Annotated in this window: 12 protein-coding genes; 4 read left to right on the top strand and 8 right to left on the bottom strand. The window is 66.1% G+C overall.

The annotated features are described in order from the left end of the window. Positions 1–105 precede the first annotated feature (105 nt). Both ABD736_RS05185 and ABD736_RS05180 read left to right on the top strand, forming a co-directional pair. Positions 106–1,890: a S1C family serine protease gene (locus ABD736_RS05185; protein ID WP_344790677.1), complete on the top strand. Its 1,785-nt coding sequence runs from the start codon at positions 106–108 to the stop codon at positions 1,888–1,890. Between the two features lie 88 nt (positions 1,891–1,978). Beyond that, the gene (locus ABD736_RS05180) at positions 1,979–3,007 is read left to right on the top strand and encodes a glycosyltransferase family 2 protein (RefSeq protein ID WP_344790676.1); all 1,029 of its coding nucleotides are present in this window, start codon (positions 1,979–1,981) and stop codon (positions 3,005–3,007) included. Positions 3,008–3,014: 7 nt separating this feature from the next. Here the strand turns inward: ABD736_RS05180 and ABD736_RS05175 are convergent, their stop codons facing one another. Then, positions 3,015–5,807 (bottom strand): CDP-glycerol glycerophosphotransferase family protein, encoded by a 2,793-nt coding sequence (locus tag ABD736_RS05175; protein WP_344790675.1) that lies wholly within the window; start codon positions 5,805–5,807, stop codon positions 3,015–3,017. Between the two features lie 52 nt (positions 5,808–5,859). On the opposite strand from ABD736_RS05175, the gene ABD736_RS05170 reads away from it, so the two are divergent. Next, entirely contained in the window at positions 5,860–7,089 is a 1,230-nt protein-coding gene (locus tag ABD736_RS05170) for a CDP-glycerol glycerophosphotransferase family protein (RefSeq protein WP_344790674.1), read from the top strand. Between the two features lie 14 nt (positions 7,090–7,103). On the opposite strand, the gene ABD736_RS05165 is transcribed toward ABD736_RS05170, so the two are convergent. Then, positions 7,104–7,886 carry a hypothetical protein gene (locus ABD736_RS05165; RefSeq protein ID WP_344790673.1) on the bottom strand — a complete coding sequence of 261 codons (783 nt, stop codon included), beginning with the start codon at positions 7,884–7,886 and terminating at the stop codon, positions 7,104–7,106. Between the two features lie 30 nt (positions 7,887–7,916). Between ABD736_RS05165 and ABD736_RS05160 the strand changes: the two genes are divergently transcribed. Continuing rightward, complete coding sequence (locus ABD736_RS05160; protein WP_344790672.1) at positions 7,917–8,498, top strand: tetratricopeptide repeat protein; 582 nt, start codon at positions 7,917–7,919, stop codon at positions 8,496–8,498. Here the strand turns inward: ABD736_RS05160 and ABD736_RS05155 are convergent. The 6 genes from ABD736_RS05155 to ABD736_RS05130 all read right to left on the bottom strand — a co-directional run bounded on the left by ABD736_RS05155 (position 8,485) and on the right by ABD736_RS05130 (position 16,636). Further along, entirely contained in the window at positions 8,485–8,820 is a 336-nt protein-coding gene (locus ABD736_RS05155) for a type II toxin-antitoxin system PemK/MazF family toxin (RefSeq protein ID WP_344790671.1), read from the bottom strand. The genes ABD736_RS05160 and ABD736_RS05155 overlap by 14 nt on opposite strands. Further along, complete coding sequence (locus ABD736_RS05150) at positions 8,802–9,035, bottom strand: AbrB/MazE/SpoVT family DNA-binding domain-containing protein (RefSeq protein ID WP_344790670.1); 234 nt, start codon at positions 9,033–9,035, stop codon at positions 8,802–8,804. The genes ABD736_RS05155 and ABD736_RS05150 overlap by 19 nt, the downstream gene beginning before the upstream one ends. A gap of 116 nt (positions 9,036–9,151) precedes the next feature. Next, positions 9,152–12,286, bottom strand: a complete 3,135-nt coding sequence (locus tag ABD736_RS05145; RefSeq protein WP_344790669.1) for a type I restriction endonuclease subunit R — start codon at positions 12,284–12,286, stop codon at positions 9,152–9,154. After that, entirely contained in the window at positions 12,283–13,992 is a 1,710-nt protein-coding gene (locus tag ABD736_RS05140; RefSeq protein ID WP_344790668.1) for a hypothetical protein, read from the bottom strand. Before ABD736_RS05140 ends, ABD736_RS05145 begins: the two co-directional genes overlap by 4 nt. A 5-nt stretch (positions 13,993–13,997) precedes the next feature. Continuing rightward, the gene (locus ABD736_RS05135) at positions 13,998–15,074 is read right to left on the bottom strand and encodes a restriction endonuclease subunit S (RefSeq protein ID WP_344790667.1); all 1,077 of its coding nucleotides are present in this window, start codon (positions 15,072–15,074) and stop codon (positions 13,998–14,000) included. Further along, on the bottom strand, positions 15,071–16,636 hold the full coding sequence (locus ABD736_RS05130; RefSeq protein ID WP_344790666.1) for a class I SAM-dependent DNA methyltransferase: 1,566 nt from the start codon (positions 16,634–16,636) through the stop codon (positions 15,071–15,073). The genes ABD736_RS05135 and ABD736_RS05130 overlap by 4 nt, the downstream gene beginning before the upstream one ends. Positions 16,637–16,660: the final 24 nt, after the last annotated feature.

Genomic DNA, 16,660 nt, shown 5'->3' with positions numbered 1-16,660 from the left:
GTTGCCCGTCACACTTGGAGATGTTCGAGGCGGCTCCAAGAGTCGTCATAAGGTCCGCACAGCTTCGCGTCCGATGCTTGATGTGCTTGGAAAAGGAGCGAACCCATGAGCGACAACGCGAACGAGCCTGTGAACACCGACCAGCCCGAGAGCGCGCAGCCCGAGAACGCGCCGGCGCCCCAGCCGCAGGAACCGCGGGCGGAGCAGCCCGCCGGCTGGCAGGCCCCCGAGCAGCACGAGTCGGTGCAGGGCGCAGCTTCCGAACAGGCGCCGCAGTCACAGACGCCGCAGCAGCCGGCCGCACCGGCGCAGCCCACCGCCCCGCAGCAGCAGGCGCCGCAGCAGGCGCCGCGCTGGGGTGAGTACGCTCCCCAGCAGCCAGGGCAGCCGCCGCAGCCCGCGCACAACCCGACTCAGCAGTACCCCAACGGGTACGGGCAGAACCCGAGCGGCTACGGCCAGCGCCCGGGCGGCTACCCGCAGGGCTTCCAGCACACCCAGCCGACGCAGCCGCTGGGCGGCCAGCCGCAGCCTCCTCAGAACGGGCAGCCCCAGCAGCATCCCTACTACGCGCAGTTCACCTCGCCTCAGCCGCTGCAGGTTCCGCCGGGGCAGCTCGGCCAGCCCGGTCAGCCGGGGCAGCCGCGCGACGATAAGCCGCGCGAGCGCACCCTGACCGGCAAGTCGATCGCCATCATCGCCGCGGCGCTGGTCGTCGGCGGCCTGCTCGGTGGCGGCATCGGCGGCGGCATCGCAGCTGCCACGAGCCGCAACGGCGGCACCCCCGTCTCAGTCAGCGGCGGTGGCAGCGGCGCCTCGAACGTCACCGTTCAGGACCCGAAGAACGCCACCCAGGTCACCGCGGTCGCGGCCAAGGCCTCGAACAGCGTCGTGACGATCAACGTCACGGGCCAGCAGGAATCCGGCACGGGTTCGGGCGTCATCCTGACCGACGACGGCTACATCCTCACCAACACGCACGTCGTCACGCTCGATGGCGACGAGGGCAACGGTCAGATCCAGGTGCAGACCAACGACGGCTCGCTCTACACGGCCAAGGTCATCGGCACCGACCCGACCGACGACCTCGCAGTCATCAAGCTGAACAACGCCAAGGGACTCACCCCGATCAGCTGGGGCGACTCGTCGAAGCTCAACGTCGGCGACCAGGTCATCGCGATCGGCGCGCCCCTCGGTCTGCAGGGCACCGTCACCGACGGCATCGTCAGCGCCCTCAACCGCAGCGTCACGCTGCAGTCGAGCGCCGCGCCCCAGGGCGGCAGCGGCGGCAACGACGACCAGAACCCGTTCGGCGGAGGCTTCGGCGGCAGCAACCCGTTCGACCAGGGCCAGCAGTCCTCGAGTGACAACAGCATTTTCGTGCCGGCCATTCAGACCGACGCGGCGATCAACCCCGGCAACTCGGGCGGCGCTCTGCTCAACGACAACGGCGAGCTGGTCGGCATCAACGTCGCCATCGCCAGCACGAGCTCGAGCAGCGACTCGACCAGCCAGTCAGGCAACATCGGCGTCGGCTTCGCGATCCCCGCGTCTGTCGCGCACCGCATCGCCGACGAGCTGAAGAGCAACGGCAAGGCGACGCACGGCCTGCTCGGCGCGACCGTGAGCAACGCGGCAGCGCAATCGGATGCCACCACCGTCGGCGCCCGCATCGAGTCGGTGAACTCCGGCAGCGCCGCCGCCGACGCGGGGCTGAAGGCCGGCGACGTGGTCACCAAGGTGGGCGACGTGCCGATCACCAGCTCGGACGACCTGACGGCGCAGGTGCGCTCTGCGGCATCCGGCTCGACCATCAAGGTCACCTACGTGCGTGACGGCAAGACGTACCAGGCAGACGTCACGCTCGGCACCTACACGCCCAAGTCGTAACGAGAGCGCCCTAACGGGGCACTCCGGTCCACGCGAGCTCCAGCCTGCCGATTGGTAGGCTGGAGCTCCGCGCGAACGACTGGAATACATGCCGCACGACATTCCCGATCTGGGCGAGCTGCCCGGCGTCTCGTATGTGATGCCCGTTCTCAACGAAGAGCAGCATGTGGCGGCGGCGGTCGCGAGCCTTCTCGCCCAGGACTACGCCGGGCCGTCTGAGGTCGTGCTCGCGCTCGGCCCGAGCACCGACGGCACGGATGCCGCGGTGGCGGCCCTTCTCGCCGCCGAACCGCGCCTCACGGTGGTGCGGAACCCCGACGGCTCTACCCCCGCGGGCCTCAACCGTGCGATCGAGGCATCCAGCTACCCGGTGGTCGTGCGCGTCGACGCGCACTCGATCCTGCCCGCCGATTACACGCGCACGGCCGTCGAGGTCATGCGGCGCACGGGCGCCGACAATGTCGGAGGGGTGATGGATGCCCGCGGCGTCACGCCCTTCGAGCAGGCGGTGGCCGTCGCCTACGGCAGCCGCATCGGCCTCGGCGGCACCCGCCACCACACGAGCGGCAAAGAGGGGCCGGCCGAGACGGTCTATCTCGGCGTCTTCCGCCGGCAGAGCCTGATCGACGCGGGCCTCTTCGACGAGGGCTTCAAACGCGGCCAGGACTGGGAGCTCAACCGACGCATCCGCTCGCGGGGCGGCACCGTGTGGTTCACCCCCGCGCTGAAGGTCGGCTACCGCCCGCGGGCGAGTGTGCTCGCCCTCGGCCGCCAGTTCTTCTCGACCGGCGTGTGGCGCGGCGAGCTCGCTCGGCGCTTCCCGGCGAACAACGGCCTGCGCTACTGGGCGCCGCCGGTGGCGGTCGTGCTCATCGTGCTCGGGATCATCGCGGGATGCCTCGCAGGGCTCTCGCCGTGGTGGCTGCTCGGCTTCGTGATCCCGTTGGGCTATCTGCTGGTCGTGGTGCTCTCGAGCGTGATCGCACGGTCGCACGGGCTGCGCGCGATGGCGTGGTTCGTGGTGGTGCTGCCGGTGATCCACTTCACGTGGGGCATCGGCTTCATCCTCGGGTTCCTCAAGCTCACGCGGAACCTCGCGGAGTTCACGGGGCGCTGACGCCGGGCTAAAGCAGCCCTTCGCGGAAGATCCGCTCGACGACGCGCTCGCCGGCGTGACCGTCATCGCGGGGGTTGAACCGCAGGCGCCACTCGTCGTAGCGCGTCGCATGCGTGCCGGCCGCGGCGGAGGCATCCGTCACGGCGTCCGCCAGCTCGGTCAGGCTCGTCGTGACCGGGCCGGGCGCGACCGGGAACAGATCGAAGGTGAAGCCGCGCGTCTGGTCGCGGTAGTGCTCGAAGTCGGGCACGTAGAAGAAGATCGGCTTGCCGGTCACGGTGAAGTCGAACATGACCGACGAGTAGTCCGTGATGAGCACATCGGCGGCGAGGTAGAGCTCGCTGATCTCGGGGTAGCCGGTCACGTCGATGACGCCGGGGGCGGTGACGGATGCCCCGGGCTGCAGCGTCCGCGAGTGACCGCGGATCAGCGTGACGAAACCCGGGCCCAGCCGGCGCGCGAAGGCCGCGACGTCGAGGTGGTCGACGGCGCCAGGCCGGTCGTCGCGCCACGTCGGCGCGTACAGCACGACGGTGTCGCCGGGGTCGATGCCGAGCCGCGCGCGCACCTCGGGGCCGAGCTCGCCCTGCGCAACGACGTCGTTGCGGGGGTAGCCCTCTTCCCACACGGGCCCGCGGAAGGCATACGCAGAGCGGAATATGTCGGCGCTGAACGGGTTCTGGGCGAGCAGGATGTCCCAGCGGGAGCTCTCGGCGAGGGCGGCGAGCCGCGCCCGCACGCGCAGCCCGGCCTTGTCGAGCGCGAGCTTCTTGAGAGGCGTGCCGTGCCACGTCTGCAGCACCGTCTGGCCGGGCTTCTTGTGCCAGCGCTTGCGCAGCCAGTCGTTGACGACGAGCAGGCGCGACGTGGCGCGAGCGTGCCACCACTCCGCACTTCCCTCGATGATGCGCACGGCGCCCTCGGGCACCTGCACCGACGCGTCGGCGACCGACCAGTAGCGCGTGACCTCTGGGTGCGACGCCGCCAGCGCACGGTCGATGCCGAGCGGGTTGCACGAGACGTTGTTGCCGAAGTAGCTCTCGAAGAACACCGCCTGCTCGAGCGGGTCCGTGTTCGAGCGGTAGGCGGCCTGCAGACGGCGCTGGTTCGCGGCCCCGACTTCGTCGTCGGCGAGGGGGGCGCCGAGGTCGACGGCGATCGCGCCGCGGGCGGCGCTCACGGCAAGCCGGAAGGAGTTCGCGTAGCGCCGGGCGGGCGGCAGCGCCGCCACGGTTTCGAGCTCCACCGGGTGACCGCCGGCGCCCATGACCGTCAAGGCATATTCACCCGAGCGCGGGGGAGTCGGCTCGGACCCCCAGACGGCGACCTCGAGTGGCACGCGGGCGCGCCAGCGATCGCCGTCGACGGCGACCGACCCGGTCAGCACCGCGCGCGTGCCTCGCAGCAGCGCGCGCACTGGCGCGGTGCCGGCGACGGGCCCTTCGACGATCAGCGCGTAGGAAGCGCCCGCAGCCTCTACCCGCACCGCGTCCACCCGCAACGGCGCAGCGGCCGCGAGCGACGGAGCGGCCGGTGGCATCGCGTCGGCCTCGCCCGCGAGCCTGCGGCCGATCAGTTCGACAAGCCGCTCGGTCGCCCGACCGTCGTGGAAGGAGTGATAGCGGTCTGCCAGCCAGGCGGCGTGCTCGACGTAGGGTGCGCGGGCGGAAGCATCCGTCAGTGCTCCGCTCAGCACGGGAAGCAGCGACGTCCAGCTTGCGACCTCGCGGCCACCCGAGAAGTCGGCATACGGCTCATATGCGCCGCGTCGCCCCACGTATTCGGCGACGTCGGGTGCGAGGAACAGGATCGCTCCGCCCGTGAGTGCGAAGTCGAACGCGATCGACGAGTAGTCGGTGATCAGCGTGTCGACCGCGGGCAGTACCGGCGTGATGTCGGGCTGCAGGTCGGCGCCGAGCAGGGCGACCCGGTCGCTGGCGGCGACCCCGGTGGCGAAGTCGCCGCGCCCGAGCGGGTGCGACCGGATCACGAGCAGCGAGTCCGTGCGCTCGAGCAGGGCGTCGAGCTCGATCCACTCCTCGGCGGTCGGCACGGCGGGGTGCGCACGCCCGTCGCGCCAGGTGGGCGCGTACATGACGATGCGCGAGCTGAGCGCGCGGGGCTCGTTCAGCGCGATCGCGATGCGCTCGCGCGCCGCCCGCTCGCGAGCGTCAGGCGACCCGGCGAGCAGCACGTCGTCGCGCGGGTCGCCGGTGACGACCGCCTGCCGCTCGGTCAGCGCAAAGGCCGAGCGGATGCGTGCCGCGGCAAGCGGCGATGCGGTCGAGAACAGCGAGATGCCGCGGCCCGAGCGGCCGTACGCCTGCCGCACCAGCCGGCCGACGATGGGCAGACGGCCGATCACGGGAACGCGCATCGCCTCGGGCGAGTCGATGCGCAGGCGCTTGAAGGGGATGCCGTGCCAGACGTTCACGACGAAGGCGCCGTGCGTCGCGAAGCGGTTCACGTCGCCGAAGCCGTGCGTCACGACCAGCACCTGGGCGCGCAGCGTCAGCCGGAAGCCGCGCCATGAGTACCGCATTGCGGCGGGGACGCCGAGGCGGCGGGCATCCGCCACATCTCTCTGATTGCGCGCCAGCCAGACGACGCGCGCGTTCGCATCGTGCGCGCGCACGTGCTGCAGAACGGCCAGCGCACCCTCGCCGACGCCGATGCCGGAGCCGAAGACCCAGAGCCCGGGGCGGCGTGGCACGAGGGATGCCGCGACACGGCCGAACCCGTAGAGGGGAAGAGCCGCGATCTTGCGCACGTTGCCCGCTGCGAAGGTGAAGCGACCCATGCCCCAAACGGTATCAGCGCCCGCATGGGCGGCGCCGGTACCCTCAGAGTCGATGGGACTTCTGAAGGACGCGCGCTCCGCTGTTCGACTCGTGCGCAAGGCGCTCGCGCAGCGCCGCGCCCGCGCGTGGTACCGCGCCCGGCTCGAGGGTGCCCCGCCGCTGCCCGACAACATGTTCAAGATCGCGGTGTACTTCGCCGACGGCGACGTCAACCTCTATCAGGTGCGCCAGTGGTACAAGCCGCTCGCCGAGCTCGCGAAGACGTGGCCCGTTGTGATCATGTCGCGGTCGATCACGGGCGCTGAGCCGCTGCTGCGGGAATCCCCGGTGCCCGTCGCCTATGTGAAGACCGTCGTCGACATGGAGCAGTTCCTCGCCTCGCAGGACATCCGCATCGTGCTCTACGTGAACCAGAACATGCGCAACTTCCAGATGATGCGCTACGGCCGTCGCTGGCACGTGTTCATCAATCACGGTGAGAGCGACAAGATGTACATGACCACGAACCAGTTCAAGGCGTATGACTACGCGCTGGTTGCGGGGGATGCCGCGCTCGCCCGTCTCGGCAGGGTGCTCTGGGACTACGACCTCGACAAGCGCGCGATCAAGATCGGTCGCCCGCAGGCCGACCACTACTCGGGCAAGCTGCCGTTCACGCCTGACGAGCGGAAGGTCGTGCTCTACGCACCGACGTGGGAGGGCGACCGGCCGGCCGCGGCGTACGGCTCGGTGGTCAGCCACGGCGAAGCGCTCGTCAGGGCGCTCATCGCCGACCCGCGCTACCGCGTCATCTATCGCCCGCACCCGCGCAGCGGCGCCGTCGTTCGCGAATACGGCGAGGCGAACCACCGCATCATCGCCGCACTGAAGGCGGCCAACGCGGCCGATCCCGGCGCGCACCACGTCTTCGACGACGGGCCGGAGCTCGGCTGGCAGCTCGCGGTCGCCGACATGGCGATCGTCGACATCTCGGCGATGGTGTACGACCGGCTGGCCTCCGGCAAGCCGCTGCTCGTCACGCGGCCCGTGAACCCCGAGGCCGAGATCGACGAGGGCGGCTATCTGTCCGACGCGGACTGGCTCGAAGCATCCGATGCCCCTTTCGTCGCCTCACTCATCGACACGATGTCGCACGATGCCGCGGCGGCAGCGCGCCTTCGGAAATGGGTCGAGCACTACTTCGGTGACACCACGCAGGGCGCGGCGACCAAGCGCTTCCATGAGGCGATCGAGTTCCTCATGGCGGAGTGGGAGCGCTTCGCGGCGGCGCACGCAGACTGACCGCGGGGAACTGATCAGCCCCGCTTCGCCTTGAGCGCGCGCTTGGCGACCTCGTCGTCGAGCACGATCACGTCGGCGGGCGGGAACGCTTCGCGTGCGGCTTTGACCACGCGGCGGCCCAGCACGTTGTTGCCGATGCCGCCGACCACGGCGCCGATGCCGTACGGCAGGGCGCGGCCGATGATCGAGCCGGCCTGGTGCGCGGCGACGCGCTTGAAGAACGCGGTCTTGAGGCGGTTCAGCAGAGGTGCCACGAAAGCGCTCGGCAGCGAGTCGTTGACGATCGCGCCCCAGTAGCCGGCGCGTGTGACGTCTTCGTTCAGCACCTCGAAGCCGAACTGCTTGATGATGTCGCTGCCCTCTTTGCCGAGCATCAGCGCGAGCACGAGGCTGCGCGTGCGCTCGGGTTCGTCGACCGTGATGCCGTGCAGCTCGGCGACGGACTGCGCGAAGAGCGCGGTCGCCTCGAGGAATGCGACTGTCTCAGCGGCTGAGAGCGCGAGGGCCGTCACGGTGCCGATCGCGGGCACGACGGCGGTCGCGCCGGTCGCGGCTCCGGTGGTCGTGACGGCGGCGAGGTAGCGCCGCTCGAGCACCCAGTGCAGTTGCTGGACGCTGGCGTCGGGATATTTGCGGCGGATCCCATTGATGTGCGCGACGACGCCGGGGCGATGGAAGCCCATCAGCTTGTCGACGGATTTCTCCACCGTGTTCGGCAGCAGGCGCCCGGTGACCTGACCCTGCTTGTCGATCTTGACGAGCTCTTTCGACTTACCCGGTTTCCCCTTGCGAGCCATGCGGCGAGTCTAGGCGGCTATGTTCGAGCTATGGCTGTGACGCCCATTACTGCCGAGATGCTTGACAGCTTGCAGGAGGGTCTGGTTCTGCGCCGCGCATCGCCCGCGCAGCTGCGCGAGCGGGCCGAGACGGAGTACGCGTGGGCTACCGACACTGAGGCGTTCGCGCTCGCGCCGGGGTTGTCGCGTTCCTATGTGCTGTCGGTCGCCGCCGACGATTTCCTGTCTGCGGGTGACGATGAGCGGGCGCTTGCGGTGGCGCATGAGGCGGCGGATGCCTCGGAGCCCGGCTCGTGGGACGGGGTGGTCTCGCTCGTCCGCGCCCACCTGGGGCTCGGTGCGGTCGACGAGGCGCGTGCGGTGGCCGATGAGGCGCGTCACGCGGCGGCATCCGACCCGGCGATCGCCGAGATGATCGGCGACGCGTTCGAGCTCGGCGACCAGTTGGCGCTGGCCGAGCGCTGGTACACGATCGGTCTGCGCGGCCTCGACGTCGCCGAGAGCCGATTCTGGCGCGAGCGTCTGCTGCGCGACCGCCATCGTGTGCGCCGCGACCAGTCGAAGCCGCTGGACGGCTTCGACGAGGAGTTCGAGGCGCTCAACTCCGACTGAACAGCTCGCGCAGCCGCTCGAGCACGGTGTCGACGACGTCCGGATCGGCGGAACCCAGCCGCCGAACGACTGCTGAGGGCCCGATGGTATAGAGCTTCTCGGGGCGAACGTAGCTGTCGCGAGGAAGGCCCCCGCCGCTTTGTTCGACGGCTCTTGCCGGCAGGAGGACGGCGCCCGTCTGCGGCTGGGAGGTGATGTAACTGACCACTGCGTCCCCACGGGGCGCCGCCGCGACGACCATGGCAGGGCGCCGCTTCAACCGGCTGCCGTCGGTGAATGGAAAGTCGACGGCGATAACGTCACCTACTGCAAGAACGCCCATGCGGCATCCTCTTCAGGCGTATTCAGTTCCTCGAGCGCGGATTTGCCGGCGAAGATGAACAGATTGCCCGAATCGTGCTCTTCAACCGGCGAGACCAGCAGCCCCTCGGGTAGGACCGTGAATTCCACTTCACCCGTCAGCCCCGCCTGCTCAAGGAGAGGTTTCGGCACCCTGAAACCTTGCGAATTTCCGATCTTCACGAGCTTCCCTCTCATGTAGCCACATTGTAGTTACGGTGAGAGTACTCGGCGCGTTCGGAAGCGCATGCGCGACGAAGGACGGATTGCGGCGAAGTGCACTCAACACTGGCCTGTGCTGGGCGAGATCCGACCTACGCGTTGTCGTGCCGCGCCGTGAGCTCGGCCTGCTCAAGGACGAGTTCGACCGCGCGTTCTTCCGCATCAGGCGGGTAGTCGTACTTCGCGAGCAACCGGCGCACCTTGGCTCGCAACGCGGCACGAACGGAGTCCTTCAGATTCCAGTCGATCGTCGCGGACTCCTGAACCGTCTTCACTAGATCACGGGCGATGGCCTTCAGAGTATCGTCGCCGAGTTCGAGTACTGCCGAATTGTTTTGGACGACGGCGTCATAGAACGCGACCTCGTCCTCAGACAGTCCCAGCTGGTTCCCGCGGGCATGTTCGTCGCGCAGCTGCTTCGCAAGCTTCACCAGCTCGGCAATGACTTCGGCGGTCGTCAGCGCCCGATTCGTGTATCGGTTCACGGCCTCGTCGAGCAGTTCCGAAAACTTCCGGCTCTGCACGAGGTTCTTCCGTTGCACCGTTTTGATCTGGTCGTTGAGCAAGCGCCGCAGAAGCCCGAGCTGCAGGTTCGGCTTCTCCCTGTGGGCGAGTGAGTCCAGGAATTCGTCGGACAGGATCGACAGTTCCGGCGTCTCGATTCCCGCGAGTTGGTAGATGTCGACGACCTGATCCGCGGTGATCGCCTCATTGACCAATTGCCCGATAGCGGCGTCGACCTCGACAGGTGACCGATCACTGGGCGTCGAGTCAGGATTCAACGCCTTGAGTACGGCGACGCGAACGTCGGCGAAGAGTCGCACGTCATTGCGAATGGCGATTGCCTCATCCCTCGCGGCAGCGAGCGTGAACGCCTTCACCAGCGCGAGAACCTGGTCGTTGAAGCGCGAGGTGCGATCCGGGTCGCCCAAGACGAAGTCGACGACCCGTGCGCGTTCCTCAAGCAGTCCGGACGGCGAAAGGGTGGGAGAGGAGTCGTATTTGATCCCGTGCAGCAGATCGCGCACGATGCCGTGCTTTTCGATCATGACATCGACGATCTGGTCGATTGGGATGCCCGCCTGATCACGATCCGAAGGCGAATACTCCGCGAGAGCTGATTGCAGGTCACCGTAGACGCCGATGAGGTCGACGATTACTCCGCCATTCTTGGCACCGAAGGTGCGATTCACGCGAGCGATCGCCTGCATCAGGCCGGCGCCCTGCATCCTCTTGTCCACGTACATCGTGTGCATGGCGGGCGCGTCGAACCCTGTGAGCCACATATCGCGAACGATCACCAGTTCCAGCGGATCGGCCGGATTCTTCGCCCGAGCCTTCAGCGCCTTGCGGGTCTGCTTGTCGTAAAGGTGAGGCTGGAACTCCTGCGGATCGGCGGCGGATCCGGTCATGACGACCTTGATCTTCCCCGTTGCAGGATCGTCGGAATGCCAGTCGGGTCGAAGTTCGACGATCTTGTTGTAGAGCGCGACGGCAATGCGGCGGCTCATCACGACGATCATGCCCTTGCCGCTCATCGCCTCGCGGCGCTTCTCCCAGTGGTCGACGATGAATTGTGCCTCAAGCGTGAGCCGGGCATCCGCCCCGACGATCGCCTCAAGCCGTGACCAACGCGACTTCACCTCGTCAGCCGCCCGTTCTTCGACCTGCTCGGTGATCTCGTCAGCCTGCTCGTCGAGCGATGCGAGTTCCCGGTCTGAGAGCTCGACCTTGATCAGATGGGGTTCGTAGTAGATCTTGACGGTGGCGCCGTCTTCGACCGCGCGGGTCAGGTCGTAGACGTCGACGTAGTCCCCGAAGACCGATCGCGTCGAGCGGTCCGTCGACTCGATCGGCGTGCCAGTGAAGCCGAGGTAGGTCGCATTGGGAAGCGCGTCGCGAAGGTGCTTCGCGAGACCGGCCTTGAGCCGGCCGTCTTTGTCGAGAGTCTCCGAGAAGCCGTATTGCGAGCGGTGCGCTTCATCCGCGACCACGACCACGTTGCGTCGGTCGGTGAGCACGGGGTTCATGTCGCCGTCCTCACCCGGCCGGAACTTCTGCAGGGTCGTGAACACGATCCCGCCCGAAGCGCGTCGCAGCTTCGTGCGCAGGTCGGCACGCGTGTCCGCCTGCACCGGCGTCTCGGGAAGAATGCGGGCGGGGGCGAAGACCTCACCGAACAGCTGGTCGTCGAGATCGTTGCGGTCGGTAAGGAACACGAGGGTCGGGTTCGCCATGCGCGCGTCGCGCATGATTTTCGCCGCGTAGAAGACCATCTCGAAACTCTTGCCGGAGCCCTGCGTGTGCCAGACCACGCCGCCGCGCCGGTCGCCGTCGACGCCGGACGCCTTCACGGTGCTCTCGACCGCCGCGTTCACTGCCCAGTACTGGTGGTACTTCGCGACGCGCTTCACGAGCGTGCGGATCTCCTGGCCGGTCTTCACGTCGGGCACGGTCTCGTCCGAGAACACGATGAAGTTGCGGACGATGTCGAGGAAGCGGCGCTGGTCGAAGACGCCCTTGATCAGCGCCTCGAGCGATGGCCGATCGCTGACCACCTCGCGGCCCTCGATCGTCTTCCACGGTGCGTAGTGCTCCCACGCTCCCGTGTAGCTGCTCATCGCAGAGCTGGTGCCGTCTGAGATCACGGTCACCGCATTGGGCACGAAGATCGAGGGGATGTCGTGCCGGTAGGTCTGAATCTGGTTCCACGCGTTCCGAAGCGTCGCGTGCTGAGCGGCCGGGTTCTTGAGTTCGAGCAACGCAACCGGAACACCATTGAGAAACACGAGCACGTCCGGCCGGCGCGTCTTCCCGTTCTCTTTGATCGAGAACTGGTTCACGGCGAGCCAGTCATTGCGCTCGGGGTGCTCGAAGTCGACGAGCCACACTCGCGTGGTCCGCAGCCGCCCGTCGCGTTCACGATGCTCGACCGGAACCCCGTTGGCGATCAGCTCGTGGACGCGCGCGTTTTCATCGATCGGATGCTGCGACTCCGGCCGTTGGAGACGAGTGATTGCAGCCTGGATCAGATCACGATCGAGTGTCGGGTTGATACGCGAAAGCGCGGTGCGCATCCGACCAAGTAGGTACACCTGCTCGAACGACGTGCGCTCCGCGCCGATTTCGCCGGGCGCGAGGTTCGGACCCCACGCCGTGTGATACCCCAACTGCGCGAAGTACTCGAGTGCAGCTTCTTCAACGGTCGACTCGTCTACTTGAATCATCGGCCCGACCATGCCGTCTGAGGTTCTTCTATCAGAGCTCGTAATGCGCTCTCTACGGCATATTTGGAGGCGGCGGGCGCGTCGGCGCGCGCGGCTGCGCGAGCCACTTCGCTCATGACATGCGCGGTAAACGAGGGCTTTGCCGGCCAATCGACTGGGAGATTCGCCTCGATCAAGGACATGCGGGCTTCGAGCTCTTGCAGGAACGCCACTCCTAGTTCCTGTCTGAGGGGGTTCAGTGCGTCCTTCCAATCGAAAGGGCGGTCGTCCGCGAGGCTTCGGGGCGAAGCCGAAGATTTCCCGATCCCAAGAACGAGATCGCGGAATGGGAACTCCGAGGACTGAAGGGCGTTCCGAGCGGCAGCTGACAGGATGACACCCTCCAGATCAACTGTCGCCGGAACAACCGCGCCGTCCAGGACGAGCGGGCCGTCGAACCGGGCGCCGTGAAGGGAGAGCCCGCTACCTGCATCGAGGTGGCTCGCATCTACCTCGAATTCGAAGCTTGAATAGCTGAGGTCGACCGCGCCAACGGCGTCTCGCAGATCGAGCCGCGGCCCGCGCGCTGCGCGCTGCATGACCAGAGTCTCAAAGGAAGAATTGCTCAACAAGACGCTGACCGGTGCTCGCTCCGTTCCAAACTCGCAGCCTAACCCGGGGTTTCCGATGACCAAGTCGCGCTCGATCTTGGCTGTTTCCATGAGGACGTCCGCCTGTATGGACTCAAAGGCCAGCAACAATGACTCCGCCCGCAAGCCGGTCGCGTCGATTGGGTCACCCAGGAGTCTTCCGGTGACACTGACTGAGCCTGCGATCTCGGCCTTTGCGATATTGAGGCCCGTCCAACCTGCGGACCACACGAGGTCAAGTTGGCCGTCACAGACAAGGCCCTCCATGCTCGGCACAGTGAGCGTGCTCCCCTCAGGGATGGCTACATTGCCCAGAACATGAGCTCGTCGGAGGTCTAGAAGGTGGAGCGGCTTGATCCCTTCCAAGTCGACGCTTGCGAGAGCGGTCTCGCTAAAGTCACCAGCCACGACATCCCACGCTGGGCCGTTTGCACGCAGTCGCCTGAATACTTCGTCTGTTATCAGGCGGATCTCGTCAACTACTCCGCGAGAGCTGGATGACTCAGCTTCGAGGGCGTGCGTCTCATGGATGCCACGCAGATGGGAAAGCAGAACATCCAAGCACCGCTGGGCGCCATTGGGCCATTCATCGCCGAGCGCGAGAATCAGGTGCGCTCCCGCGATCCGTGAAATGGATTGATCGGCGGACAGGAGTGCAACGGCTTTCGAGAAGCGCTCAACGAAGGCGATCTCTTGATCGCTGCGATGCTTCTCGATGGCGCGTCGGTCCTCGTTGCGGTCGAGGCGTCCTCGTTCTTCTGACACGAGGTGCGCGCGAAGACGAAGGACCGCGTAGGCGGCAGTAAGGCCGCCGGCAATCAATGTGGCTGCGACAACGATCGGGCTTGAACTCGATCCCGCCTGCAATCTGAAATCCTTGGCGCCAAAAGCGAACCGAAGCAGAAGCGCGTAAGCCGAACAGAGACCGAAAAGGACAGCGCCGACGAGCGGCAACAGCGATACGCGCAGCAGCCAATGTTGGTCAGACGAATTTCGAGCGGCGATGATTGTCAAGGTCGCGATCAAGATGATCGACGCCAGTCCGCTGATAATCGCGGTCGACACGGTCGGCGACACAGCCATCACTCATCCAGCCCGCTTGGGGTCCGCGTCCGCCCACTTAGCAACTCGGGAATAAGTGCGTCTCGCAATTTTGCGAGGGTAATACTCTCGCGTTCAGCTACGAGGAGCCTCTGCCAGAGCGGGCCGAACACCCGGTCTAATTCGTCCGTCGCAGTGCGTGATGGCAGGCTGATGACCGTTTCGATGAGGTGCCGTCGCTGAATGTGCCCCATCGTTGTGGCTTTGTCCCTCGCAATTGCGCGGAAGGTCGGCATGGCCGTCTGAATCCGGTCGTACACCAGCCATTCGGGATAGTCGTAAGGTAGGACCTTGAAGATATGTTGATTGATGATCGCTTCGTCGCGGGACCACCGATGAACCCCCAAGCTCCCCGACCAAGCCATCAATATGTCTCCTGGCCGGGCCATCCGGTTGTCTGGTACCTCGAGGTCCGTATAGACCGTTGAATCGCCGGGTCCCGAATTTAGTTCGGCGATGCGGATCACCATCCGTCCCGCTCCCGTTGCGCCCTTTGTGTAGGCGCCACCGTTCACGAATTCTGCGAGTCCCGAGACAGGGATTTTTTCACTGTCGGCAGTAATCGACCCCTCTACCCCCGCACGGATAAGTTCGAGGGTCGATGCCGCGAAGTCCTGGTTCGAATCGATCTTGTCGTCTAGTGCGCCCAAGGTCGCCGCGATTTCGCGTTGCTGAACTATCGGAGGTAGTTCGATTTCTATGCTCTCGGCGTGCGCACGGTTTAGTCCAGGCACGGCACTGTCGCTGTTCATTTTGTCGAGCGGCAATTGACCCAACAGGTAGTACGCGAACCGGGCATCCACGGATGCACTGCCCTGAACATAGAACGTGGTATCGATCGGCCAGACGGGTTCGGCGAAGTAGTACACGGCTCCGATTGAACCCTTTCGCCCGATGACGACGCTCGGCCCGGATGTCAACGCGAAGGAATGAGACCCAGCAACGCCGCCCGAACCCACAACTCGGAATTGGCCGCTGCCTGACCGCTCACGCTCCGGGAGTCCCCTGCCGTACTTAAATGGCAAGACGTCACCGATGGTGGTCTTGAGCCAAGTCATGACTGCAACTCGGTGAGCCGAGCGCGGATCTCTTGCTCCAACTCGCCGCCACGATCGAACTCCGCAAACAACTGCGCTTGCAAGCGTGCGAGCTTTTCGGCGATCGGTTCATCGTCTACTGCTTCTGCCCTGGAGCCGACGTAGCGTCCCGGGGTCAGTACGAAGTCACGTCGAGCAATTTCCGCGAACGGCGCCGATGCCGCAAAGCCCGGTATGTCTTCGTAAGTGCCCCCTTCGGTTCGCCAAGAGTGATACGTGTCCGCAATCTGCTCGATGTCTTCGTCGCTGAGTTCACGGAGTCGACGGGTCGCCATCGAACCGAGTCCGCGAGCGTCGATGAACAAGACCTCGCCAGTTCGGCGGCGGTGCTCGCCTCCGTGGCGGTCCTTCGAAATGAACCAGAGCGAGACGGGGATGGCTGTGTTGAAGAAGAGCCTGTCGGGCATAGCGACGATGCAATCGACGAGGTCCGCTTCGACGAGGCGTTGGCGTATCTCGCCCTCACCGCCCGTCTTTGAGCTCAGGGAACCGTTCGCGAGCACGAAGCCTGCAGTCCCCTTGGGGCTCAGGTGGTAGATGAAGTGCTGCACCCACGCAAAATTCGCATTGCCCTGCGGGGGAGTGCCGTAGACCCAGCGCGGGTCATTAGCAAGGCGCGGGTGCCACCAGTCCGACACGTTGAACGGCGGATTCGCGATGACGAAGTCGGCTCGCAGGTCGGGGTGCAGATCCTCGAGAAAGGAGTCGGCAGAATGTGTACCCATATCCGCTTCAATGCCCCGAAGGGCAAGGTTCATCTTTGCGAGTCTCCAGGTCGTGTCGACGAACTCCTGGCCGTAGACCGAGATGTCCGTGCGGCTGCCGCCATGGGCCTTCACGAAGTCGGCGGATTGCACGAACATGCCACCTGAGCCGGCCGCCGGGTCGTACACGCGCCCGTGGAACGGTTCCAGCATCTCCACCAGCGTTTTCACGACCGAGCGTGGCGTGTAGAAGGCACCGGCGTCTTTGCCGCTCTCTTTGCCGGCGAACTGGCCGAGGAAGTACTCATAGACGCGGCCGAGCACATCGTCCGCGCCGTGATCGTCCGTCGTCGTGAAGCCGATGCCGCCGATCAGATCGACGAGCTCGCCGAGGCGGCGCTTGTCGAGGCCGTCGCGACCGTAGTTTCGGGGGAGTACTCCGCGAAGGCTTGCATTTTCCTTCTCGATGAGGTCCATCGCGCGGTCGATGTCTTCACCGATCGACAGAAGTTTCGCCTTCGCCTGAACTGACGACCAGCGGGCATCCTCGGGGACCCAGAAGACGTTTTGGCTGGTGTACTCGTCGCGGCTCTCGAGGAACTCTGCGCGGCGCTCTGGCTTGATGCCGTCGGTCTCGAGCTCACTCTCCAGCGCCTTGCGGCGCTCTTCGAATCGGTCGGAGATGTACTTCAGGAAGACGAGCCCGAGCACGATGTGCTTGTACTCGCTCGGCTCTTGGTTGCCGCGGAGCTTGTCGGCGGCTTCCCATAACGTCTGTTCGAGAGTCTTCGTCTGAGTCCGGGTGGTCTTGGAAGCCACTGGCACACTCCCTGTCAAAGCAAC

It is taken from the genome of Gryllotalpicola daejeonensis, assembly GCF_039538145.1.
GTDB lineage: Bacteria > Actinomycetota > Actinomycetes > Actinomycetales > Microbacteriaceae > Gryllotalpicola > Gryllotalpicola daejeonensis.
Note: the sequence above shows the minus strand (reverse complement) of the source record. Positions and strands in the feature narration are given on the sequence as shown.